Raw genomic sequence first — 24,297 nt, 5'->3', positions numbered from 1 at the left:
GCTGCATCCGGGTCAGCAGTCGTCTCGCCGCCTGACGGCCGATTTCGCGGGCCGGTGAGCTGACAAAGGTGAGGGCGGGGGAGGTGAGTTCGGCCTCCGCCACATCGTCAAAACCGAGCAGGGCCACCTGCTGGCCGATGTAGTTGTCCTTGCCCACGGTGCGGCCGCTCGCCTCGACGCCATAGATGGCGCCGAGCGCCACCTCGGGGTAGTGGCAGAGCACGGCGGTCACCTTGGGGTGCTGGTGCAGCAGCTGGGCGATGGTGTCGGCGGCGCTGCGCTGGGTGCGCTCGCACTCCAGTACCCACTCCGGTTTGAAGGGGAGGCCATATTGCAGCAGGCTGGCGCAGTAGCCGCCGATCCGCTCGGCACGGGTGAGGGAGTCGGCCCGTCCGCCGACGTAGGCGATATGGCGGTGGCCCTGTTCGATCAGGTAGGTGGTGGCCTGCTTGGCGGCGTGGGTATTGTCGGGGCCGATAAAGTCCACGTCATCGCGATAGTAGGAGCGGGCGGCGCACACCACCGGCAGCTCGGAATCGAGCAGGGTCTCCAGGGTTTTGGTCGCCGCGCCGCGCACCGGATTGAAGATGATGCCCGCCACCCCCTGCCGTGACAGGGAGTGGATGCTCTGCTGCAGCCGCTCCGGGCTGTGGCCGCATTGGGTCAGAAACAGCAGATAGCCCTGCTGCTCCAGCACCTCGCTCACCCCGGCGGTCACCTCGGTATAGAAGGGGTCGGTGATGTCGCGCAGGATCAGCCCCACCAGATTGGACTGCTGGCTGCGCAGGTTGGCAGCGGCGCTGTTGGGCACGTAGTCGAGCTCTTTTATCGCCTGCTGCACCCGCTCGGCGGTGGCCGGCGAGATGCGCCCCTTGCCGTTGAGCACCATGGAGACGGTGGTGACCGACACTCCCGCCCGCTGGGCGACATCGGTGATCTTGGTGGCTTTGGCAGAGAGGGATTTGGGCGACATAGGGCGAACGGACGACGGACAGTTGAAAGCGAGGCCCCAGCATACCTGCTCAGATGCTCAAGTGAAACGTTACATCACCATCTGGCCGATCCGGCTCACAAATTTGGATCCTGCTGCCAGCTAGCCCCCTTATTCTGTGATCCTGTCGGCACTTGTAAGTTGATAAAACGTTTTATCATCCAGCAAAACCTGATGCTGACCCGCGCCTTTTGCTTCGAGATTGCCTCGAGCGGGGGAGGGCAGCCGCAGATATTGCTGTCTATTCACAAGGAGCCGTTTCATGGCCAAGCCTCAAGCCAAATCCACCATCTGGGAGTTCCTGCAGAGCCTCGGCAAGACCTTTATGCTGCCGGTCGCCCTGCTGGCCTTCTCGGGCATTCTGCTCGGTGTCGGCAGCTCGCTCACCAGCGATGCGGTCAAGCAGAGCATGCCCTTTCTCGACAATACCGTGCTGCAACTGCTGTTTCTCTGGATGACCAAGGTCGGGCTGGTGGCCTTTATCTACCTGCCGGTGATGTTCGCGGTGGCCATTCCGCTGGGTCTGGCGCGAGAAGAGAAGGGGGTCGCGGCCTTTGCCGGTTTTGTCGGCTATGCGGCGCTCAACCTCTCCATCAACTTCTACCTCACGGTGGCGAATGTCATCGGTGACGGGGCGGCGGAGAAGGCCTACGGGGTGAAATCCATCCTCGGCATCAGCTCCATCGACACCGGGATTCTGGGGGCCATCATCGTCGGGGTGATCGTCGCCAAACTGCACGCCCGTTTCTATACCTACCAGATGCCCGATGCGCTCGCCTTCTTCGGCGGCGCCCGCTTCGTGCCCATCATTACCGCCATCGTGCTGGGGGTGGTCGGTCTGGTGGTGCCCCTGGTCTGGCCCTGGTTTGCCGCCGGCATCAACGGCATCGGGGCGCTCATCTCCCACGCCGGCCCCTTCGGTCCCTTCCTGTTCGGTACTGGTGAGCGGCTGCTGCTGCCGCTCGGCCTGCACCACATTCTGGTGGCGCTCATTCGCTTTACCGAGGCGGGCGGCACGTCGCTGGTGTGCGGCAACGAGGTGAGCGGCGCGCTCAACATCTTCTACGCCGAGCTCTCCTGCGCCGACACCACCCAGTTTTCGGTATCGGCCACCTCTTTCCTCTCTCAGGGCAAGATGCCGGCCTTCCTCGGCGGCCTGCCGGGGGCGGCGCTCGCCATGTATCACTGCGCCCGCCCGGAAAATTGCGGCAAGATCAAGGCGCTGCTGGTCTCCGGCGTGGTGGCCTGCGTCATCGGTGGCATCACGGAACCGCTGGAGTTCCTGTTCCTGTTCGTGGCGCCGGTGCTCTACGTCATTCACGCCATCCTGACGGGTTTGGGCTTTATGACCATGGGGCTGCTCGGCGTCACCATCGGCAACACAGACGGCAACCTCATCGATTTTCTGGTGTTCGGCGTGCTGCAGGGCACCGCCACCAAGTGGTATCTGGTACCGGTCGCAGCCGCTATCTGGTTTGCCATCTACTACGGGGTGTTTCGCTTTGCCATCGTGCGCTTCAACCTCAAAACCCCTGGCCGTGAAAAAGAGAGCCGCGAGATTGAAGCCAGCGAGGCTGCCCAACCCGCGGGCAAGAAGGTTGGCAACAGCGGTTACAACGGCGAGGTGATCCTCAACGCCTTGGGCGGGGCCGACAATATCCTGGCGCTCGATAACTGCATCACCCGCCTGCGGATGTCAGTGCAGGACATGAGCCGGGTCGATGACAAGGTATTGAAGGCGAACGGTGCCATCGGGGTGATCAAGCTCGATGAGCACAACCTGCAGGTGGTGATCGGGCCCCAGGTCCATCTGGTGAAAAACCAGCTGCAGAGCCTGATGGGGGCCTGAATCGGCCCTCTGTTACCCTGCGTCGGGGGGCGCCATGCCCCCTTGTTCATTGCTGTTTTACTGGTGAGAAAGAGATGCCCAATACCGACTCCTTTGATTTTGATCGCGTCGTCGAGCGCCACGGCACCTACTGCACCCAGTGGGACTATGTGGCCGACCGCTTCGGCCACGCCGACCTGCTCCCCTTTACCATCTCCGACATGGACTTCGAGACTGCCCCCTGCATTCGCCAGACCCTGGCCAGGCGCCTCGAACACGGGGTCTTTGGCTACAGCCGCTGGAATCACGACGACTTCAAGGGGGCGGTGAGCCACTGGTTTGCCCACCGCTACGGCGCGAGTCTCGACCCCGAGACACTGGTCTACGGCCCCTCGGTCATCTACATCATCGCCCAGCTGGTGAGCCTCTGGTCGGCGCCCGGCGAAGGCGTGCTGGTGCATACCCCCGCCTACGACGCCTTCGGCAATATGCTGGCCGCCAACGATCGTGTACTGCTCTCTTGCCCGCTGATAAAGGGGGAGGGGAGCTATCACATCGACTGGGCCTGCTTCGAGCAACAGGCGGCCCGCTCCGATTGCCGGATTTTGCTGCTGTGCAGCCCCCACAACCCCACCGGCCGGGTCTGGACGCGGGATGAACTGGGCCGGATGGCCACTATCTGTCAGCGCCACGGGGTCAGGGTCATCTCGGACGACATCCATATGGATGTGAGCTTTGCCCGCTACCTGCCGTGGAGCGAGGTGGCACCGGACGATCACTGGGCGCTGGTGAGCTCGGGCTCGAAATCCTTCAATATTCCGGCCCTTGGCGGCGCCTACGCCTTTATCGCCAACGCAGCGGCGCGGGCCGCCTATCTGCAGCGGCTCAAGGCGGCCCATGGCCTCTCATCGCCGCCCATTCTCGGGGTGCTGGCCCATATCAGCGCCTATCGGGACGGCGGTGCCTGGCTTGATGCCCTGAAAAGCTATCTGCACGGCAACCTCGCCCAGGTGGCGGTGCGGCTCAACGCCGCCTTCCCCGCCATCGACTATCGGGTGCCCGAGGGGACCTATCTCGCCTGGATTGATCTGCGCGGTCTTGGCATCGACTCCACCAAACGGATGGATGCGCTGCAAACCTTGCTGGTGGGGAAATACCGGGTCGCCATCATGCGCGGCGACACCTACGGCCCGGAAGGCACAGGTTATATCCGCCTCAACGTCGGCTGCCCGCGCTCGAAAGTCGATCAGGGGCTCGACGCCCTGATCGGCGCGCTGGGGGAGCTGGGGTAAGGGCAAATCCATTCAACATGAGAAACAGAACGGGGCCATCAGTGATGGCGCCGTTATGTGGGGAAATATAAAAAACCGCCCCGGTTAGTCGGGGCGGTTTTTTATATTTAGCGATACCGAGATGAGTCGTGAACGACATAAGGGCTCAGCGATAGCGGCCACGTACCGAGCTGCTGGCGCGGCCGGCCATCTTGATCAGGCTCTGGCGGGTGTGCAGGTGGCAGAGCGCGACGCCGAGGGCATCTGCTGCATCCGCCTGCGGGGTGGCGGAGAGTTTCAGCAGATGGGTCACCATATGCTGCACCTGCTCCTTGGCGGCGCCGCCGGTGCCGACTACCGCCTGCTTGATCTGGGTGGCGGAGTATTCGCTCACCGGCAGATAGGCGTTGACCGCGGCGACAATGGCGCTGCCACGGGCCTGCCCCAGCTTCAGCGCCGAGTCGGCGTTGCGGGCCATAAAGACCCGCTCGATGGCAAACTCGGTGGGTTTGAACTGGGTGATGATCTCGCATACCCCGTCATAGACCTGCTTGAGGCGCTCCGGCAGCTCGCCGCAATCGGTGCGGATGCAGCCAGAGCCCAAGTATTCGGCCTTGCCGCCCACGACCCGGATAACCCCGTATCCGGTGATCCGCGAACCCGGATCGATGCCCAAAATAATGCTCATGGGTGTTGATTGCTCTAAACGCGAGTGATGGCCGCCAAGATAGCAAACTGTGGCCAGTTTGGCTGTATGTCCTGGGTCAAGCGGGCAAAGATTGGCCAGCCTGCGTCGGGCGTGGCTACCCCTTGAACAATTCTATGGTGTCGCCATCCTGCAGGCTGCCCGCGCCGCGCACCACCACCCGATCACCCTGCTTGAGGGCACCACTCACCGCCACCTGCTGGCTGTCGCCAAACAGCACGGTGACCGGCACCCGATTCACTTTGAGCGATTTGCCGCTTCGCGCCACCTGATAGACCACGCTGCCATCGGTGCCGAGCACCAGGGCGTCCCGGGGCAGCAGCATGCTCTGCTGATCCCCCAGTGGCAGGGCAACCCGTACCGGCGAGCCGATGATGAAGTTGCCCGCTTCCGGTTTGAGGCGCAGCTCGATGAGGCGCGACTTGGGATCGGCGCTGGCGGCTCGCTGGTAATAGACGCCGTGACCGCTCAGCTGCTCCCCCTCCACCCGCAGCCGGGTTTGCGGCGCCAGCTGCTGGGCCCAGAGAATGGGGGCCTGCAGGCGGATATCCGGCTGATCCGGGTTGACCAGCTCCAGCGCCTGCTCGCCCGCGTCCACATGCTCGCCGGGCTGGATGAAGTGGTTGTTCACCACCCCGTCGAACGGGGCATAGATGTGGCTGCGGCGCAGCTGTTCCTCAATCTGGTTCACCTGTATGACGGCCAGTCGCTCGGCCAGCGCGGCCTGCTCCACATCGTAGCTGGCCTTGTCGTACTGACTCTGGGAGGCGCTCTTTTGCTGGTGCAGTCGGGTGATCCGTTGGGATTCGGCGCGGGCGAAGCGCAAGTTGCTCTGCCATTTCGCCTGCTCGGCGCGAGCCTGCTCCAGCGAGAGGCGCAGTGCCGCACTGTCGAGGCGCAGCAGCTCGTCCCCTTTTTTGACCCGGCTGCCAAATTCGGCGATCCACTCCACCCGGCCGCTCACTTCGGCGCTGAGCGCCGCCTGCTGGCGACTCGCCACCGTGCCGCTGACCCAGATATTGGCGGCCGCATCCCCTTGGGTCACATCCGCCAGGGTCACCATCTTGCCCTGATCGGCCAATACCGGTAGCGCGTAGCCCGCTATCAGCGCCGCGCCAGCCAACATTCGGGTAATCATATGTGTCATCGATGAGCTCCTTGCTCAGGCCCGCTGGCGCAGGGGTTGTGGGATCGCCACCTGCTCCCCGAGACGCAGGAAGGCAGGTAACAGGATCAGGGTAAAGAGGGTACTGCAGCTCATGCCGCCGACAATGACGGTGGCGAGCCCGCGGTAAATTTCGCTCCCTTCGCTCGGGCTCAGCATCAGCGGCAGCATGCCGAAGATGCTGGTGAGGCTGGTCATGGCGATGGGGCGCATCCGGCTTTGCAGGGCATCGGCCACCGCCAGCTGGCGGTTCATGCCGTCCCGCTCGGCGGTGCGGGTTTGATGCACTAGCAGGATGGCGTTGTTGACCACCAGTCCCAGCAGAATGACAAAGCCGATGATGGTGAGCAGATCCATCGGCAGCGGCACCAGCAGCCCGCTCAGCTGCAGCGCCAGCATGCCGCCAACCGAGGCAAGGGGCAGGGTGAGCAGCACCAGCAGGGCATCCTTGAGGGAGGCAAACACTCCCCACAGCAGCACCAGCAGGATCACCACGGCGAACAGGAAGATGGTCCCCAGATTGTCGAGTGCCTGTTGCAGGCTGTCGGCGTTGCCGGCAATGCGCAGCTCGCCACCAGCGGGCAGCAGGGGGCGGATGGCGGCAAAACTGCGGTTTTTCAGGGTGTCGATCACCTGCTCCATGGTCATGCCCGCCGGAGGTGCTATCTGCAGGATGATGCTGCGCCGCCCATCGGCCCGGAAGATGCTGGCCGGGCCCATGTCGTGCTCCACCCGTAGCAGCTCGCCAAGGGGAACGATGCGCCCGGAGGGGGTGGCCAGCGGCACTGCCTTCAGTTCATCCGGATTGGCGGAGCTCTGCCCCATCAGCATGATGTCGAGCCGATCCTCGCCGTCGAAATACTCGCCAACCCGCAAGCCGTCGCCAAAGGTCTGGATGATGGTGGGCAAGGGCGTGCGATCCCAACCCACTTCGGCGAGACGCCGATCTTGCGGCACCAGTTTGAGCTCGGGGGCGGTGAGGTCGAGACTCGGCTCGGGCCGGATTTGTGCTCCCGGCAGGTCCTTGCTGAGGATCCCCATGCTGGCTCGGGCCGCCTGATAGAGCTCGGGCAGGTTGCCTCCCTGCAGCAGCAGGGAGACGCCGTTCTCGCTGTCAAAGCCGCCAAACAGCGACCCCTGACCGCCGAACACCCGGGTGTCGGGAATACCCACCAGCAGCTGTTTCATCAACAGGCTCTCCAGCTCCTTGATGCGGGTCTCGTCCTTGGGGCGCACGCCAATCTGGGCGCCCCCCGGGTAACGCAAGATGTAGTAGTTCTTGAGGGCAGGCTCTTTCTCCCCCTTCATATAGGGGGCGAGGCGGGCGATCAGGGTATCGATCACCTCTTCGCGCTGCGCCTTGAGGTTGACCCCGGGGGTGAAGTTCATCCAGACATCCACCGCATCCCGTTTCACGTCCGGCAGATAGTCCATCTTGGGCAGCAGCGCCCAGGTGGCCAGTGCCGGCAGACTCATCATCAGGGTAATGACCGCCCAGCGCTGGCGTGAGGTCGAGGTCCAGCGGATCACATGACGGGTAGTGCGCTGCCACAGCGACTCATAGGGATCGGTCAGCGTTTCACGCCCCATCCAGCGCGCCGCCACAGCGGGCAGCACGGTGACGGCGACCAGCATGGAGACTGTCACGGCGCAGGCGATGGTCAGCGCCAGATCGGCAAACAGTTGCCCTTCCACATCGTTGAGCAGCAGCACCGGCAGGAAGATGGCGACCGTGGTGAGGGTGGAAGCGACCAGCGCCGTCCACACCTGACGGGTGCCTTCGAGCGCCGCCTCCGCCTTGTTCAAATCCCCCCGCTCATGGCGCCGGTAGATGCTCTCCAGCACCACGATGGCGGCATCGAGCACCATGCCGACGGCAAAGGCGATGCCCGCCAGTGAGATGATGTTGAGGGTGCGATCCATCACCTTGAGCAGGCAGAAGGTGAGCATGATGCTGATGGGGATGGCGAGGGCAATCATCAGGGTCGCCTTGAGCTGGCGCAGGAAGAGCCAGAGGATGGCACAGGAGAGCAGCACCCCGAGCCCCAGGTTGGCAGTGACCATGCTGACGGCGCGATTGATGTAGAGGGAGGCATCGAACGACTGCTCCATGTGCAGCCCGACCGGCTCCAGCACCTCGCGGTTGAGCTCGTTCACCCGGGCCTTGATCGCCTCAAGGGATGCCAGGGCATTGGCACCGCTCTCCTTGAAGATCTGGGCGGCGATGGCGGTATTGCCGTTCTGGATCCGCAGCACCGGGCTCTCTTCCCTGGCCACCCTTACCTCTGCTACATCCCGCAGATAGATGGGCAGGCCATCGCGCCAGTCCACCACCTTGTCCCCCAGCGTCTCGACATCATAGCGACCGGCGAAGCGCAGCTTGTACTCCCAGCGACCGATGTCGAGGGTACCGGCCGACACGTCCCAGCCGGTGGTGGCGCGGCTGGCCAGCACCGGGATCTCCACCCCCAGCTCGGCGGCGCGATAGGGGTCGAAGCGGATCTGGATCTGGCGCTCGTTGATCCCCTCGACCGCGATCGTCGAGACCCCTTCGATGCGCTCCAGCTCGGGTTTGACCCGCGCCTCGATCAACGCCTGATGATCATCGATCACCCCTTTGGCGCCGGGCAGCTGCTGGATGAAGAAGAAGGTGAGGGTATCGTTGCTGCTGTAGTTGTTGACGTAGGGGCCGCCGATCTTGTCCGGCAATCCCGAGACCCGGTTCAGCCGCGAGATCACATCGAGTTGGGCCCGTTGCATGTCGGTGCCGAGGGCAAACTCCATGTCGATTTCGGTAAAGCCGGGATAACTCTCGCTGGTGAGGCTCTTGAGCCCCTGAATCCCCTGCATCTCCTGCTCGATGGGGTCGGTGATCTCCGACTCCATCTCTTGGGGCGAGGCTGAACGCCAGCTCACCGAGATGTTGAGGTGTGGGCGGTCGATGTCGGGGAACAGCTGGATCGGCAGTCCCCGGATGCTGAGCAGGCCCAGCAGGAAAATCAGCACGATCGAGACCGCCACCCAGATGGGGCGTTCGATCGCCGTTTTGGCGAGGTTCATTCACTCTTCCTGAGTTGTTGTTATCGGCCATTCCGCTGGCCTTGCTTCCAAAGCCCCTGCAAAGGGACTCAAGCATTTAACTGGAATTCTCCCAGATTGTAAATGCATGGTTAACAAACAAAAAAACCGGCCACGAGGGCCGGTTTGGTACAGGTTTGCCAGGGGATCAGGCGGCGTGCTCGACCTTGTTTGGCTGCTTGCTTGGTTGCTGGGAGAAGCCTTCCAGCTCGCCTGGGGCGAAGTTGTCTACCTGAATGGCTTCGTAGCGCAGGGCATCGGCGGCCAGCAGTTTGTCCGCTTCGTCCTTGCTCAAGATGGAACCGGCCAGTGCGGCGGCAACCAGCTCCGGCAGCGCCAGTTTGCGGGGCAGTTTGCCCTCTTTCTGGGCCTGCACCAGCTTCTTCTCGTAGGGCTGCACGGCGACCATGGCCTGGAAGGCGCGCTCCATCAGGCCGACCGGATCCGCCTCGTCCTTGCCCACGTAGCAGAGGGCGGTCAGACGGTCGCGGAACTCGCCCGGCTTCATCATGGCCAGACAGATGGCGTGGCAACGATCGTCGGCCGGCATTTTGTAACCGACGCCGAACGGGAACACCACGCGCTTGAGTACGGCACCCACAACCTTGTTCGGGAAGTTCTGGAAGAAGCCCTCGAACGCCTTGCCAATCAGGTAGAGGTTGCGCTCCACCGCGTACTGCACGAACGGCAGATCGGAGACCATGCGGCCCTGATCCTCGTAGTGCTTGAGGGTTGCGGAGGCCAGGTAGAGGTGGCTCAGCACGTCACCCAGACGGGCGGAGATCATCTCCTTGCGCTTGAGATCGCCACCCAGCATCAGCATGGAGACGTCGGCGCACAGGGCCAGCCCTTTACTCATACGGGAGAGCTGTTTGTAGTAGCGGGCGGTTTCACCTGCCACCGGCGCACTGTTGAACTGGCCCAGGGTCAGCCCCTGGAACAGGGAGCCGAAGAAGTTGCCAGCGCCAAAGGCGATGTGCTTCATCAGCAAGGCGTCAAACTTCTCGAGACCGCGTTCCACGTCGGTGTCAGCCGCTGCTTCCAGCTCGGCAAACACGTACGGGTGGCAGCGTGTAGCACCTTGCCCGAAGATCATCAGGTTGCGGGTCAGGATGTTGGCCCCTTCCACCGTGATGGCCACCGGAATACCCATGTAGGCGTAGCCGGTGTAGTTTTTCGGGCCCAGCTGGATGGCGCGACCGGCGTGGATATCCATGGAGTCATCCATGATCTGGCGCGCCATTTCGGTCATGTGGTACTTGGAGATGGCGGTGACGATGGCCGGTGCCTGACCCAAGTCCAAGGAACCGGCGGTCATGCGACGGGCCCCTTCCAGCTGATAGGTGAGGCCGCCGATACGAGCCAGCGCTTCCTGCACCCCTTCAAACTTGCCGATGGACATGCCGAACTGTTTGCGCACGTAGGAGTAAGCGCCCACAGTGCGGCTCGCCATGTGACCACAGGCGGTGCCCAGTGCAGGCAGCGAGATGCCGCGACCGGCGGAGAGGCACTCCACCAGCATGCGCCAGCCGCGACCGGCGTAATCCGGGCCGCCAATGATCCAGTCGAGCGGAATGAACACATCCTTGCCGAAGGTCGGGCCGTTCAGGAACGCCAGACCCATGGGGTAGTGGCGATCGCCAACGCGCACGCCCGGGTGGCTGGTTGGGATTAGCGCGCAGGTGATGCCCAGCTCTTCCTTGTCACCCAACAGTTTTTCCGGGTCATAGAGTTTGAACGCCAGCCCCAGCACGGTGGCGCGGGGGGCCAGGGTGATGTAGCGCTTGTTCCAGTTGAGGCGAATACCCAGCACCTCTTCACCCTTGTGCATCCCTTTACAGATGATCCCCTTGTCAGGAATGGCACCCGCATCGGAGCCAGCCTCCGGCCCGGTCAGGGCGAAGCAGGGCACTTCCTTGCCGTTGGCCAGCCCCGGTAGCCAGAAATCTTTCTGGGCCTGGGTGCCGTAGTGCATCAGCAGCTCACCCGGGCCGAGGGAGTTCGGCACCATGACGGTGACCGCCACGCTCAGGCTCTTGGTGGCGATGCGGGTAACGATGGTGGAGTTGGCAATCGCCGAGAACTCGCGGCCGCCATAGGATTTCGGGATGATCAGGGAGAAGAAGCCTTCCTTCTTCAGATAGTCCCACACCGGCTCCGGCAGGTCTTTGGTTTCGTTGACGATCTTGAAGTCATCAACCATGGCGAGCAGGGTTTCGACCTGATTGTCGATAAAGGCCTGCTCCTCTGTGGTCAGCTCGGCCTTGCCGTAGCCGTGCAGTTTTTTCCAGTCGGGGTTGCCGCGAAACAACTCGCCATCCCACCAGACGGAGCCGGCTTCCATGGCCTCCCGCTCGGTAGCTGACAAGGGCGGCAGTATCTTTTTGAAGATGCCGAACACCGGACGGGTTACCACCTTTTTACGGATGGATGGTACGCCGAGCACAACGGCTATCGCCAGCACCAGCAGGACAAGCAATGTGATCATACCGAAGTTCCTTCTATTTCACTGTTTCCGTTGATTTATTGTTGGTTGTTACACGGCCAGGGAGAGCCTGGTCGACTCCACTGGTGCCCCGACTCCGGACGCCAGATAAGGAATAACGTTGCGAACCAGCCCTTCCACATCGAGCTGCTGGCCAAAATCGGCCAGGGCGATGTCGCGCAGGGCATCGGCAGAGGCCATGGTGAAGACGACGGTGCCCAGGGTGAAGTGCAGGCGCCAGAAGAGATCCGCTGGCGAGAGGGCCGGGTTGGCCTTGGAGATCGCCTGGGTGATCCGCTGTAAAATGGGGCCATAGTGGGCAGTGATAAAGCGGCGCAGGTGGCCCTGGCTGTCGATATAGCCGCGCCCCAGCAACTGCATGAAGATGGCCGGGCCGTTGGCCCGCACCGCCGATAGCTTCATCAGCGGCTCGACAAAACTTTCAAACAGTTGCAGCAGGGTCAGCTGCTCCTGCTCCATCAGTACCCGCAGGCGGGCATCGAGATCGGGCATAAACAGGATCAGGTAACGGTCGAGTACTGCCTGGATCAGCTCCTTCTTGGAGCCGAAGTGATAGTTCACGGAAGCCAGATTGACGTCGGCTTCACTGGTGATCAGACGCAAAGAGGTATCGGCGAATCCCCGCTCGGCAAACAGCACTTCAGCGGCGTCGAGAATACGGTTTTTGGTATCGATTTTACTCACTGGACACCTCACTTAAACGAATGTTTAAAAAGTACGTTTCATAACGTGAAGTGTCAAGAGAATGTGAATGAGTGTTAGCGGAATGTTTTTCGATGAAAAAAGCAAAGTGGGCGGAACTTAGTCAAAAAGCAGGACTCTATATCTATGCCACTGCAATTAAACATTAAGTCTCGCCCAACCTGCACCATGCTAGTTGGGCCTTTTTTTGCGCGTTTGTTACCAGTTTGCGGCTTGCAGGCAAAAAAAACCGCCGCAGGGCGCGACGGTGGGGAAAGTGAGTTCGCGTCATCCTGACGGCAAACTGTCGATGCGAGTTCAGGCATGTATCGACGGGGGCAGTATGCCAGCCAAAGCCACTCAGACTATGTCAGCTTCGCGGTATTTTGTGACAAAGTGTGGCAAGCACTGGCGTGGCCCAAGCTGCCGCTCTTTGCTATGCTGCCCTTTCAAAATATGAGGGGAGAGAAGATGAAGTACCCGGTCGATACCCACACTCACACCATTGCCAGCACCCATGCCTACAGCACCATCCACGACTATCTGCCGATAGCCAGGGCCAAGGGGATCAAGCTGTTTGCCACCACGGATCACGGGCCCGAGATGGCCGATGCCCCTCATGTCTGGCATTTCGCCAACTTGCCGATATTGCCAAGGGTGGTGGATGGGGTAGGGATCCTGCGGGGTATCGAGGCCAACATCAAAAACCTCGACGGGGAGATCGATTTTCCCGAGCGCTATGAGTCGCGCCTCGACATGATCATGGCGGGTTTTCATGAGCAGGTATTCCCTCCCTGCGATCAGGCAACCCATACCCAGGCGATGATCAACGCCATCAAGAGCGGCCGGGTCGATATGATCAGCCACCCGGGCAACCCCTCATTTCCCATCGACATTCAGGCGGTGGTCAAGGCGGCGGCGGACTATCGGGTGGCGCTGGAGATCAACAACTCCTCCTTCATTCACTCGCGCCCGGGTAGCGAAGGCAACTGCCGTGCCATCGTTGAAGTCGCGCGAGATCTGGGGGCCTATCTCACCTTCGGCTCCGATTCCCACGTGGCATTTACTCTTGGCGATTTTGACCATTGCCACCGTCTGGTGACCGAAGCGGGCTTCCCGCAAGAGCGGATCCTGGTGCGCTCCCCCCGCGCCCTGCTCGAATTTCTCGAAAGCCGCGGCCGTGCCCATATCCCCGAGTTTGTCGATCTGTAAATCGGGCGCTAACACCATGAGCCAACTCATAAAATCGAGCTGGCTCAATTGACTTGCCGGTCATTTTTTATGAATGTGGAGAGTAACAAGCCGGTATAGCTCAGTTGGTAGAGCAGCGCATTCGTAATGCGAAGGTCAGGAGTTCGATTCCCCTTATCGGCACCAGATCGTGAGGGCAGGTTTCATTTGTGAAACCTGCCCTTTTTACATGGCTTTTGCCAAGGCTCGCTCCACATAGAGATAGCCAATCCCCATCACCTGCTGGGCGCGGCTGAGCTGGCCGAAACGGATATGGGTGGCGTTGACCGCATCGCTGCAGTCGAACGGGTTGGCGCCGGTCTGACTGACGAGCGTTTGCAGCCAGGTTTCACCAAAGTGGCAGCTGCGGCCATAGAGCCAGATGCGGTTGATGTTGAGGATATTGAGGAAGTTGTAGAGGCTCAGGCCAATGGCGCGGGCCCCTTCGTCCACCAGGGCGCGGATCATGGCATCCCCCTGATGGTAGAGCGTGAGCAGTTGGGCGGTATCCAGCTCTACACCAGTCTGCGCTGGGTTGTCGGCACTGGCTTGTTGTTTGAGAAAGACCCGGGCCCGTTTCTTGATGGCAAACAGCGAGGCGACTGTCTCCAGGCAGCCATAGCGGCCGCATGCACAGGCGCTGCCGTCCGGATTGATGATGGTGTGGCCTATCTGGCCGCTGCCAAACAGGGCGCCCCGGTAGATCTGGTCGTTGATGATAAAGGCCGAGCCGATACCGTAATCGACGTTGATGACGCAAAAATCCCCGTTCCCTTCCCGGTCCTGCCACTTCTGGGACAGCGCCAGCATGATGCAGTCGTTATCCACCATCACCTCGCAACCCAGCCGCTCCTCCAGCAGGTACTTGAGCTCGACCGGTGCGTGCCAGGGTGCTTGCGGCATGGTTTGTGATACCCCGGTCGCCGGGTTGACCTGACCGTGTACCGCCAAGGCCAGCCGGATCGCCAGTCCCTTGTGGCGGCGCTTGTGCTGGTAGTAGTGCGCTTCAATCAGGTGCAGCAGCTCATCGGGGGTTTGTGGGGCAATCTTCTGGTCGCTGAACTCATCCAGCGGGGTGATCAGGTTATCCACCAGGATGCTCTCCAGATGGGTGGGGCTGATATTGAGGCAAAGAATGGCCCCCTGGCCGCTGGCAATGCGGTAGCTGCCGCCATTGATGCCGCGCTGGGAGAGGTTCTGATCGCTGTGGCTGATGGCGCCATCGGCCACCAACTCGTCAAGGATCTTGCTGACCGCCGGAATGGAGAGCTCGCAGTGGCGCGCCAGGGTGGACTTGCTCGCCTCTTTTAACTGATAGAGCAGGGCAAGCAGCACCTGCTTGTTGTGGTGGCGGACCTTCTGGTTGTTCAACCCTATGCTCATCGCTTCACTAAACTCCGCTTACTGTATTGCGTGATCTTTCAGCAATTAATGCAGGTTTAACCATTCTAATCTGGTCTCACTGAAAACTTTACTAACAAATGTTGAGTGAGGCGAGATTAATGAGAGCTGATGTCAAGGTCTGGGTAGAGACCATCTCACTGCCGACCTACGAGGTAGGCGCCGAAGATACCAACCCCATGTTTCTCGAGAAGCGGGTCTATCAGGGCTCCTCGGGGGCTGTCTATCCCTATGGGGTGATCGACACCCTCACCGGCCAGAAGCAGATGAAGTCCTATCAGGCGGTTTGGCTGGAGAACGACTTTATCAAGGTGATGCTGCTGCCGGAGCTGGGGGGGCGTATCCACCGTGCCTACGACAAGGTGATGAATCGCGACTTCGTCTATTACAACGAGGTGATCAAACCGGCGCTGGTGGGGCTGGTGGGGCCCTGGATTTCCGGCGGCATCGAGTTCAACTGGCCGCAGCACCACAGACCCACCACTTTCATGCCGGTGGACTTCACCATTACGGAGCGGGAGGGCGGCGCCAAGACCGTCTGGCTCGGCGAGGTGGAGCCGATGCGCGGTCTGCAGGTGATGGCGGGGTTTACCCTCTATCCCGACAAGGCGCTCATCGAGATCACTGGCAAGGTGTTCAACGGCAACGACACGCCGCGCCACTTCCTCTGGTGGTCCAACCCGGCGGTGAAAGGGGGCGATGCCCACCAGAGCGTCTTCCCGCCCGATGTGACCGCCGTCTATGACCACGGCAAGCGCGACGTCAGTGCCTTCCCCATCGCCCGCGGCACCTACTACAAGGTGGACTACTCCGCCGGGGTCGATATCTCCCGTTACCGCAATATTCCGGTACCCACCTCCTATATGGCGGACAAGTCTGACTACGACTTCGTCGGTGCCTACTGCCATGACGAGCAGGGCGGCCTGTTGCACGTGGCGGATCACCACGTTTCACCGGGCAAGAAGCAGTGGAGCTGGGGTAACTGCGATTTTGGTCTGGCCTGGGATCGCAACCTGACCGATGACAACGGCCCCTACATCGAGCTGATGACCGGGGTATATACCGACAACCAGCCTGACTTTACCTGGCTGGATGCGGGGGAGGAGAAGGTATTTGTGCAGAACTTCCTGCCCTACAACACCCTCGGTACCCTGCAAAACGCCAACACCCGCGCCGCCATCAAGCTGGAGCGCAGCGATGACGGCCTCGTCTGCGGGGTCTATGCGGTGGCGCCAATTCGCGGGGCCAGTTTCGAGGTAAGCGACGAGGGCGGAGTACTGTTTACGCAGCCTCTGGATCTGCAGCCGGGTCAGGCCTGGCTTGATTCGCAGGCCATCACCAGCGAGGGACGCTTGCAGGTACGCCTGCTGGATGAGCAGGGCCAGCCGATCCTGAGCTATCTCGAGCATCAGCCCGCAGGCGAAGCCCTGCCGGATCCGGCCACGGCGCCGGAGCCCGCCGTCAATCTCGACTCGGTCGACGAGCTCTACTTCATCGGCCAGCATCTTGAGCAGTATCTGCATGCCAGCCGTTCACCCTTTGATTACTACCAGCGGGCACTGGAGCTGGATGGCGGCGACTATCGCTGCAACCTGGCATTGGCAACCCTGGAGTACAACCGCGCCAACTATGAGCAGGCGCTGGCCTACGTCAATCAGGCGCTGACCCGCGCCCATCGCCTCAACAAGAACCCCCAGTGTGGCAAGGCGAGCTTGCTGCGCGGCCACATCGAGGAACGTTTGGGGCAGTTCGATGCCGCCTTCGATGACTTCTACAAGGCGACCTGGAGCGGTAACTGCCGCGACAGCGGCTTCTTCGGGCTGGCCCGCATCGCCATGGTGCGCCGGGATCCCGCGCAGGCACTGCAATTTGTCGAGAAGAGTCTTGCCGTCAACGGCACCCACTACGGCGCTGTCGCCCTCAAAGGGTTGGCGCTGCTGGAGTCTGGTGAGCAGGAGGCGGCCATCGCCTATATCGACGAGCAGCGCGTTCGTTATCCACTTCACTATCAACTGGCCTTCCTGCGCTGGCTGGCAAGCGACAAGCCGACCGATCTCGAGGCGCTGCGCACCCTGTGCAACGGGCGCGGGGTGAATCTCTGCTTCCTGGCAAGCGATCTGCTGGCGCTGGGACGCCCCGAGCTGGCGCAGAAACTGCTCTCAACACTGCAGGTGGAGGAGACCCTGCCGCTGCTGTTCCAGGCTGCATTGTTGCCGGAAGGTGAGGCGCAGGATGCCCTGTTGCAACGGGCCGAGCAGGCGTTTGGCCGCAAGGTGCGCTTCCCCAATACCCTTGGCGAAGTGGCCATGCTGGCGCAACTGCCCCATAGCTGGTTTGCCAGCTATCTGCTGGGCTGCTTCCACTACAGCAAGCGTAGCTACCCACAAGCCATTGCCCTGTGGCAGCAGGTGTGCGAGCAGGCGCCCGGGTTTGCCCCGGCATGGCGCAACCTTGGCATCTATCACTTCAACAAGAGCGACGATCCGGTGGCGGCCGAGCAGTGTCTGAGCCGGGCCTTTTCCCTCAAGCCGGATGATGCCCGTTTGCTGTTTGAACTGGATCAGCTGCACAAGCGCTGCGCCATGGCGCCAAGCGAGCGGTTGGCGCTGCTGGAGGCGCATCGTGAGGTGGTCCTCAAGCGCGACGACCTGACCGCTGAACTGCTCAGTCTCTATCACATCACCGGCCAGCTGGAGGCGGCGGCAGAGATCTTGCGGCTGCGCGAATTCCACCCCTGGGAGGGGGGCGAGGGTAAGGTGACCGGTCAGTACCTCATCAATCAGCAACGCCGGGCGTTGGCGTTGATGATTCAGGGACGCCACGAGCAGGCTATTCCGTTGCTGCAACAGGCGTTGCACTACCCCCTCAATCTGGGGGAGGGACGTCTGGTTGGGCAGACCGACAACGATATCCATTACCTGTTGGCGCTCTGCCATCTGGCCTGTGATAACCAGAGTCTGGCGGCCCAGTGCCTGCAACTGGCCTGTCTGGGTCAGGGGTCGCTGGGGGCCAGCCGCTACTACAACGATCAGCCGGTGGATTATCTCTTCTACCAGGGTATGGCGCTGGCACGTCTTGGTCGGGTTGCTGAGGCGCAGCGTCTCTTTGAAGGGATGGTCGGCTGGGCCGAGCAGGCGATGGGCGAGTCGGTCGAGGCGGACTTCTTCGCCGTCTCACTGCCCGACCTCATCGTGCTGGATGACGACCCGCAACACAAACATCGCCAGCACTGTCTGCTGGTCAGGGCGCTCGGTCTGTTGGGGCTGGGTCAGCGGGATGGTTGTGAACAGACCTTGCGAGAGCTGCTCACCCTTAACCCGGCTCACGACAAGGGGCACCTCTTTGCCCTGATCTGCCGCGAGCTGTCACTCCACTCATAACTCTCATAACAAAAACCGGCGCCCCGCCACGGTGAGGGGCGCCACTGCACCCTACAATCGACAAGATAGAAAGGATGAGTCATGGAACGCACGAAAAATCAATTGGATACGAATGGGCTCAATATGAGCTACATCTGGATGATCTGTTTGGTGGCCGCCTGCGGTGGCCTGCTGTTTGGTTATGACTGGGTCGTGATTGGCGGGGCCAAGCCCTTCTATGAGGCCTATTTCGCCATCACGGATCCGGCCCAGTCCGGCTGGGCCATGAGCTCGGCGCTGGTGGGGTGCGTGCTGGGGGCCGCCATCTCCGGCTGGTCAGCCGACCGCTTCGGTCGCAAGAAGCCGCTGATCCTGGCCGCCATCCTCTTCACCATCTCGGCGTGGGGCACGGCTGCGGCCAGCAACTTCGATCTGTTTGTGGTTTATCGCATCATCGGCGGGATCGGCATCGGTCTGGCCTCTGCGCTCTCGCCCATGTACATCGCCGAGATCAGCCCGGCCAACAAGCGCGGCAAGTTCGTGGCCATCAACCAGCTCACCATTGTCATCGGTGTGCTGGCGGCTCAGCTGGTGAACCTGATGATCGCCGATCCGGTCGCGAGCAACGCCACTCAGGCCGATATTCTGGCGACCTGGAACGGCCAGTCCGGCTGGCGCTGGATGTTCGGTGCCGAGCTGGTACCTGCGCTGGCGTTTCTAGTGTTGATGTTCTTCGTGCCGGAGTCACCGCGCTGGTTGGCCAAAGATGGTCAGTATGAGAAAGCCTCCCGCATGCTCGGCAAGATTGGCGGGGATGCTTATGCCAAGCAGACCCTGGCCGATATCCGCCAGACTCTGGTGGGTGAGACCCACAAGGTGTCGCTGGCGGAGCTGGGCAAACCCTCGGTGCGGCCGATCCTCATCATCGGGATTGTGCTGGCGGTGTTCCAGCAGTGGTGCGGCATCAACGTCATCTTCAACTATGCGCAGGAGATCTTTGCCTCCGCCGGGTTTGACATCAACAGCACCCTCAAATCCATCGTCGCCACCGGTCTTATCAACTTGCTGTTTACCCTGATCGCGCTGCCCATGGTAGACAAGATTGGCCGCCGCAAGTTGATGCTGATTGGCTCGGCGGGACTGACCATTATCTACGGCATGATGGCGGCGGCCTACGCCACAGGCGTACTGGGGCTGCCGGTTTTGCTGCTGGTATTGGCGGCCATCGCCATCTATGCCTTGACCCTGGCGCCGGTCACCTGGGTGCTGCTCTCGGAGATCTTCCCGAATCGGGTGCGTGGGCTGGCGATGTCGGCCGGTACGCTGGCGCTCTGGATCGCCTGCTTCGTGCTGACCTACACCTTCCCGCTGCTCAATGCCGGGTTGGGGGCTGCGGGCAGCTTCCTGCTCTATGGCCTTATCTGTTTTGCCGGTCTCATCTTTATCTATCGCAAGGTGCCCGAGACCAAAGGGGTGACGCTGGAGGCACTGGAAGCCCAACTGGCCCAGGGCAAGGTCGAACTGACGCCGACCAAGGCGAGCGCCTCGGCATGACGGTTTACACATTAAATAACCCGCATCTTCGGATGCGGGTCTCTGCACAAGGGGCCTGCCTGCTGGGGCTGGAGGATGACAAAGGGCGCCCGCTGTTGCGCGACACTGACCCGGCGCAGCCCTGGCATCCCGGCCAGAGCGCGCTGTTTCCCATGTTGCCGCTGGCCAACCGGGTCGCAGGCAACCTGTTCGAGCTGTGGGGAGAGGAGTGTGTGTTGCCCGCGAGCGAGCTCGATCCCGACTTCTTTTTGCATGGGGATGGCTGGCTACAGCCATGGCAACCGGTGGTGTTGACCGACAGCTCGGTGACTTTGCAGCTCAACAGCCAGAATGGTCCCTTTCACTATCTGGCGGAGATCGACTATCGGCTGCAGGGGGCGAGCCTGGTGGCGCGGATCAGCCTGACCCATCTTGGGGAGAGCCCCTGTCTCTACGGCGCCGGTTTCCACCCCTTCTTCTGGCGCGACTCGTGGACTCGCATCCGTTTTCTGGCGAGCGGCGTCTGGCAAGAGGGGCCGGATCATCTGCCGATCGACTGGTCGAGCAGGCTGGCACCCCACCTCGACTTTCGTCAGTGGGCTCGCCCGCAAGGGTGGCTCAACCACTGTTATAGCGGCTGGCGCGGTCAGGCCGAGCTTGACCATCCTGCCCGCCAGCAGCGGCTTCTGGTTTCAAGCGAGTGCGACTTCCTGATGCTCTACCAGCCAGATGAGGGGAGTGGCTTCGTCTGTCTGGAGCCCCAGAGTCACGCCGCCAATGCCCACCACCTGGCCGGTCACCCCGGTTTGCGGCTACTCGCCAGAGGTGACCGCATGAGTATCGGTATGACCCTGACAGTGGCGTCCGGGGGCTGATAATGATCTGGCTTGTGGTATTGGTGAACGCAATGAGCCACCCGTCGGGTGGCTCTTTTTATTGCGGATTATCCTGCGTGTTACCTGATCTCCGGTCAGGCTATCTCCATCTCTGGCTGTGGTGTCGAGGTGTGTTGGCTGGTCAGCTTGTCGATGCGCACCGCAGCTACCTTGAACTCGGGGATTTTGGCGTGAGGGTCGGTGGCATTGATGGTGAGCCGGTTGGCCGGGGCTTCGGCAAAGTGGAACGGGATAAAGACCACGCCCGGTTGCATCCGCTTGGTGACGAAGGCGGGCAGCTCGATATGGCCGCGGCGGCTGGTGACCTTCACCCGCTCACTGTTGCTGATCCCCAACCGCTGGGCGTCCGCCACGCTCATCATCACCCGCGGCCCGGCCAGCTTGTCGAGCCCCTTGGTCTTGCGGGTCATGGTGCCGGTGTGGAACTGCTCCAGCAGGCGGCCGGTAGTGAGCACGATGGGATAGGTCTCATCGGGCAGTTCGGCGGCATAGCGGAACGGGGTGGCGACCATCTCCCCCTTGCCACGGGTGAACTGCTTGCCGTGGAGCAGGCGAGTGCCTTCGGGCGCCGCGTCGTTGCAGGGCCATTGTAGCCCTTGTACACCTTGTACACCCACCTTATCCCACTGGATGCCGGCGTATTGCGGGGTGACTTGGCAGATCTCGGCGGTGATCTCCTGGGCGTTCTGATAGCGCCAGTCGCCGTCCATTGCATTGGCAATCTGCTGGATGATCCACCAATCCTCCCGTGCTTCCCCCGGCGCCTTGAGGGCGGGGGTGATGCGCTGTACCCGCCGCTCGGTATTGGTGAAGTGGCCGCTCTTCTCGGCAAAGGAGCAGGAGGGGAGCACCACGTCGGCGAGCTGTGCGGTTTCCGAGAGGAAGATATCCTGCACCACCAGAAACTCCAGCTGCTTGAGCCCCTCGATGACGTGATGCTGATCCGGATCGCTCAGCACCGGGTTTTCACCCATCACATAGAGCCCCTTAATGCTGCCCGCACAGGCGGCATCTATGGTCTCGGTAAGGGGGAGGCCGGGTGTGCGCGGCAAGTCTGGCTGCTGCCAGGCTGCTGCGAAGCGGGCATGTACCTCTGGGTTGGCCACCTTCTGATAGCCGGGGAGGCAGTTGGGCTGCGCCCCCATGTCACAGGCGCCCTGCACGTTGGATTGGCCCCGCAGCGGGTTGATGCCGCCCCCTTCGATGCCGATGTTGCCGCACAGCAGTTGCAGGTTGGCGATGGCGCGTACGTTGTCGTGGCCGGTGGTGTGCTGGGTGATCCCCATGGAGTAGTAGATGGCGGTGCGTTCGGCGGTGCCGATGAGGCGAGCAAGCGCGATCACCTGCTCGGCCGGTACGCCGGTGACGAGGGCCACCTTGTCCGGCGCATAGGCGGGGGAGAGCACCTCCGCTTGCAGCGCTTCGAACCCTTCTACTCGTGCGGCGATATAGGCCTTGTCGTGCCAGTTGTTCTGGATGATCTGCTGCATCAGGCCGTTGAGCAGCATCACGTCGGTGCTGGGGCGATGGGCCAGATAGAGGCTGGCATAGTCCGCCATCTCGATCCGTTTCGGATCGGCCACCACCAGCCGCGCCTTGCCCGCGGTGATGGCCCGCTTGATATGGGAGCCGATGATGGGGTGAGCCGCCGAGGTGTCGAGCCGATGATAAAGATAAGATCCGAGTGGTCGATGCTCGGGATGTCGTTGGTCATGGCGCCGCTGCCGAGCGACGCCTCCAGCCCGGTGACGGTGGAGGCGTGGCAGAGCCGTGCGCAGTGATCCACGTTGTTGGTGCCCAGCTCCCGGCGCATGAACTTCTGGAACAGGTAGTTCTCTTCGTTGGTTGTTTTGGCCGATGAGAAACCTGCCAGCGCATCGCTGCCATAGCGCTGGCGCAGGGCGGTGAAACGCTCGGCCACCAGCGCAATGGCCTCTTGCCAGCTGGCTGGCACCAGCTTGCCATTTTTACGGACAAGCGGGGTGGTGAGGCGCTCCTCGCTCTGGATAAAGTCAAAACCAAAGCGCCCCTTGACGCAGAGCAGCCCCTGATTGACCGGTGAGTTGCGATTTCCCTCCACATAGCGGATGCGGTTGTGCGCCTCATCGACATAGAGGGTGACGCCGCAGCCGACCCCGCAGTAAGTACAGATGGTATTGATCGGCGTTAGCAGCTCGGTGCGCCCCTGCGACTTGTCGCGGGCATCCACCAGGGCGCCGGTGGGGCAGACCTGTACGCAGGCGCCGCACTGCACGCAGTGGGAGTCGCCCATCGAGAGCCCCGTGTCGAACTGCGGGCGGTTCGAGAGGGTGCCATCGCTGTTTTTGGCAAAGCGCAGCACCCCTTGTACCGCCTGTTCGCCACAGGTCTGCACGCACTGGCCGCAGCCGATGCAGCGGTTGGCATCGAACACGATAAATTCGCTGCTGTTATCCACTGCAAACTTCTGGCACTGGCTGGTATCGAGAGCGCTCTGCTCGACCTTGTATTCGGTGGCGTAGTCGCGCAGTGCACAATCGGTGTTGGCCTGACAGCCGCACTCGAGGCAGCGGCTGGCTTCGCTGCGGGCATCGGCATCACTCAACCCGCGCTCCACCTCGGCAAAGCTGCCCTCGCGATCCTGCTCTGCCAGATGGGGCATGATGGTGCGGGCGACTTTTTTCAGGTGAGCAAACTGGGCGGGATCAACCTGTTTGAGTATGGGAGCCTTGCAGGCGTTGAAGGGGCGAACCGGATCGACCATGTCACCGTGGAGGAACTGATCGATGGCCAGCGCGGCCTTGCGGCCATCGGCGACCGCCTCGATGGCGGTGGCGGGCCCGCGGCGCAGATCGCCGATGGCGAACAGGTTGCCGTGGCCGCTGTGCATGGTCTCGGGGTGGGACTCCAGCGTCTGCCAGCGGGTGAAGGGGAGGGTGAGGGGCTCCCCTTCCATAAAGCTGAGATCCGGCTGCTGCGACACCGCCGCAATCACGGTATCAAACTCTTCAATGAGGTACTCGCCGGTGGGCTCCGGGCGGCGACGGCCGGAGGCGTCCGACTCGCCGAGGGCCATCTTCTCGAGGCGCACCTGACAGACGCGACCACGACTGTCCGGCAGATTCTCCACCGGATTGGTCAGCATCATGAAGTGCACCCCTTCCTGCTTCGCCTCGTCGATCTCATATGCCTCGGCGGGCATCTCGGCGCGGGTGCGGCGATAGATAAGGGTGGTCTCGGCGCCGAGGCGTACCGCCGTGCGGGCGCAGTCGATAGCGGTATTACCACCCCCGATCACCGCGACTTTCTTGCCGGTGGTGAGCCGCTTGGCCAGCATCCGATCCTTGAGGTAATCGACCCCGAGATAGCAACCGGCCAGTGTGCTGCCGGGGTAATCCATCGGCACCGCCTTGGAAGCGCCAACCGCCAGACAGACCGCATCATAGTCGCGGCACAGTGCCGAGAGGGTGATCTGGTGGCCCAGTCGCTGCCTGGTGTGGATCCGCATGCCGCTTTGGCACATCAGTGCTATCTCCTGATCGAGGATCGCCTTGGGCAGCCGGTATTCGGGGATGCCGTAGCGCAGCCAGCCACCCGTTTCGGGCATCGCCTCGAACAGATCGACCTCGAACCCCTCGTAACCCAGATAGTAACCACAAGGCTCTGTCCCAAT

13 protein-coding genes, 1 tRNA gene and 1 pseudogene are annotated in these 24,297 nt (G+C 61.9%); 7 read left to right on the top strand and 8 right to left on the bottom strand.

Annotated features, from left to right (window positions below; genetic code table 11):
• Positions 1–973, bottom strand: a 973-nt coding sequence (gene malI, locus DBR30_RS02020) for a Mal regulon transcriptional regulator MalI (protein WP_108588170.1), incomplete at its 3' end; no start/stop codon positions are given.
• 280 nt (positions 974–1,253) lie between these two features.
• On the opposite strand from malI, the gene malX reads away from it, so the two are divergent.
• Both malX and DBR30_RS02010 read left to right on the top strand, forming a co-directional pair.
• Positions 1,254–2,840 carry a maltose/glucose-specific PTS transporter subunit IIBC gene (gene malX, locus DBR30_RS02015; protein WP_108540454.1) on the top strand — a complete coding sequence of 529 codons (1,587 nt, stop codon included), beginning with the start codon at positions 1,254–1,256 and terminating at the stop codon, positions 2,838–2,840.
• Between the two features lie 74 nt (positions 2,841–2,914).
• Complete coding sequence (locus tag DBR30_RS02010) at positions 2,915–4,111, top strand: MalY/PatB family protein (RefSeq protein WP_108540456.1); 1,197 nt, start codon at positions 2,915–2,917, stop codon at positions 4,109–4,111.
• Positions 4,112–4,256: 145 nt separating this feature from the next.
• Here the strand turns inward: DBR30_RS02010 and ruvC are convergent, their stop codons facing one another.
• The 5 genes from ruvC to DBR30_RS01985 form a co-directional block, all read right to left on the bottom strand.
• On the bottom strand, positions 4,257–4,778 hold the full coding sequence (gene ruvC, locus DBR30_RS02005; RefSeq protein ID WP_005334512.1) for a crossover junction endodeoxyribonuclease RuvC: 522 nt from the start codon (positions 4,776–4,778) through the stop codon (positions 4,257–4,259).
• A gap of 115 nt (positions 4,779–4,893) precedes the next feature.
• On the bottom strand, positions 4,894–5,943 hold the full coding sequence (locus DBR30_RS02000; RefSeq protein ID WP_108540459.1) for an efflux RND transporter periplasmic adaptor subunit: 1,050 nt from the start codon (positions 5,941–5,943) through the stop codon (positions 4,894–4,896).
• Positions 5,944–5,958: 15 nt separating this feature from the next.
• Entirely contained in the window at positions 5,959–9,021 is a 3,063-nt protein-coding gene (locus DBR30_RS01995; protein ID WP_108540462.1) for an efflux RND transporter permease subunit, read from the bottom strand.
• A 166-nt stretch (positions 9,022–9,187) separates the two neighbouring features.
• Positions 9,188–11,527: an acyl-CoA dehydrogenase gene (locus DBR30_RS01990; protein ID WP_108540465.1), complete on the bottom strand. Its 2,340-nt coding sequence runs from the start codon at positions 11,525–11,527 to the stop codon at positions 9,188–9,190.
• 48 nt (positions 11,528–11,575) lie between these two features.
• Positions 11,576–12,229 (bottom strand): TetR/AcrR family transcriptional regulator, encoded by a 654-nt coding sequence (locus DBR30_RS01985; protein ID WP_108540468.1) that lies wholly within the window; start codon positions 12,227–12,229, stop codon positions 11,576–11,578.
• Between the two features lie 468 nt (positions 12,230–12,697).
• On the opposite strand from DBR30_RS01985, the gene DBR30_RS01980 reads away from it, so the two are divergent.
• Complete coding sequence (locus DBR30_RS01980) at positions 12,698–13,438, top strand: phosphatase (RefSeq protein ID WP_108540473.1); 741 nt, start codon at positions 12,698–12,700, stop codon at positions 13,436–13,438.
• An 89-nt stretch (positions 13,439–13,527) separates the two neighbouring features.
• Positions 13,528–13,603 (top strand) — tRNA-Thr (locus DBR30_RS01975).
• A gap of 39 nt (positions 13,604–13,642) precedes the next feature.
• Here the strand turns inward: DBR30_RS01975 and DBR30_RS01970 are convergent.
• A complete protein-coding gene (locus tag DBR30_RS01970) occupies positions 13,643–14,839 on the bottom strand; it encodes an ROK family transcriptional regulator (protein ID WP_108540471.1) in 1,197 nt (398 codons plus the stop codon).
• Positions 14,840–14,958: 119 nt separating this feature from the next.
• On the opposite strand from DBR30_RS01970, the gene DBR30_RS01965 reads away from it, so the two are divergent.
• The 3 genes from DBR30_RS01965 (at position 14,959) to DBR30_RS01955 (ending at position 20,624) form a co-directional block, all read left to right on the top strand.
• The gene (locus DBR30_RS01965) at positions 14,959–18,237 is read left to right on the top strand and encodes a DUF5107 domain-containing protein (RefSeq protein WP_108588169.1); all 3,279 of its coding nucleotides are present in this window, start codon (positions 14,959–14,961) and stop codon (positions 18,235–18,237) included.
• An 81-nt stretch (positions 18,238–18,318) separates the two neighbouring features.
• On the top strand, positions 18,319–19,770 hold the full coding sequence (locus DBR30_RS01960; RefSeq protein WP_033136275.1) for a sugar porter family MFS transporter: 1,452 nt from the start codon (positions 18,319–18,321) through the stop codon (positions 19,768–19,770).
• Positions 19,767–20,624: an aldose 1-epimerase gene (locus DBR30_RS01955; RefSeq protein ID WP_108540783.1), complete on the top strand. Its 858-nt coding sequence runs from the start codon at positions 19,767–19,769 to the stop codon at positions 20,622–20,624. Before DBR30_RS01960 ends, DBR30_RS01955 begins: the two co-directional genes overlap by 4 nt.
• Positions 20,625–20,719: 95 nt before the next feature.
• Here DBR30_RS01955 and fdhF read toward each other — a convergent pair.
• Positions 20,720–24,024 (bottom strand): annotated as a pseudogene (gene fdhF / locus DBR30_RS01950) (formate dehydrogenase subunit alpha).
• Between the last annotated feature and the right edge of the window lie 273 nt (positions 24,025–24,297).

Source organism: Aeromonas sp. HMWF017 (assembly GCF_003061465.1).
Lineage (GTDB): Bacteria > Pseudomonadota > Gammaproteobacteria > Enterobacterales > Aeromonadaceae > Aeromonas > Aeromonas veronii.
This window is presented reverse-complemented; position numbering and strand designations above follow the sequence as displayed.

Excerpts from the sequence above, each read along its gene's own strand:
- malX (WP_108540454.1), top strand. The coding sequence starts at position 1,254 with ATGGCCAAGCCTCAAGCCAAATCCACCATCTGGGAGTTCCTGCAGAGC.
- DBR30_RS02010 (WP_108540456.1), top strand. The coding sequence starts at position 2,915 with ATGCCCAATACCGACTCCTTTGATTTTGATCGCGTCGTCGAGCGCCAC.
- ruvC (WP_005334512.1), bottom strand. The coding sequence starts at position 4,778 with ATGAGCATTATTTTGGGCATCGATCCGGGTTCGCGGATCACCGGATAC.
- DBR30_RS02000 (WP_108540459.1), bottom strand. The coding sequence starts at position 5,943 with ATGACACATATGATTACCCGAATGTTGGCTGGCGCGGCGCTGATAGCG.
- DBR30_RS01995 (WP_108540462.1), bottom strand. The coding sequence starts at position 9,021 with ATGAACCTCGCCAAAACGGCGATCGAACGCCCCATCTGGGTGGCGGTC.
- DBR30_RS01990 (WP_108540465.1), bottom strand. The coding sequence starts at position 11,527 with ATGATCACATTGCTTGTCCTGCTGGTGCTGGCGATAGCCGTTGTGCTC.
- DBR30_RS01980 (WP_108540473.1), top strand. The coding sequence starts at position 12,698 with ATGAAGTACCCGGTCGATACCCACACTCACACCATTGCCAGCACCCAT.
- DBR30_RS01970 (WP_108540471.1), bottom strand. The coding sequence starts at position 14,839 with ATGAGCATAGGGTTGAACAACCAGAAGGTCCGCCACCACAACAAGCAG.
- DBR30_RS01965 (WP_108588169.1), top strand. The coding sequence starts at position 14,959 with ATGAGAGCTGATGTCAAGGTCTGGGTAGAGACCATCTCACTGCCGACC.
- DBR30_RS01960 (WP_033136275.1), top strand. The coding sequence starts at position 18,319 with ATGGAACGCACGAAAAATCAATTGGATACGAATGGGCTCAATATGAGC.
- DBR30_RS01955 (WP_108540783.1), top strand. The coding sequence starts at position 19,767 with ATGACGGTTTACACATTAAATAACCCGCATCTTCGGATGCGGGTCTCT.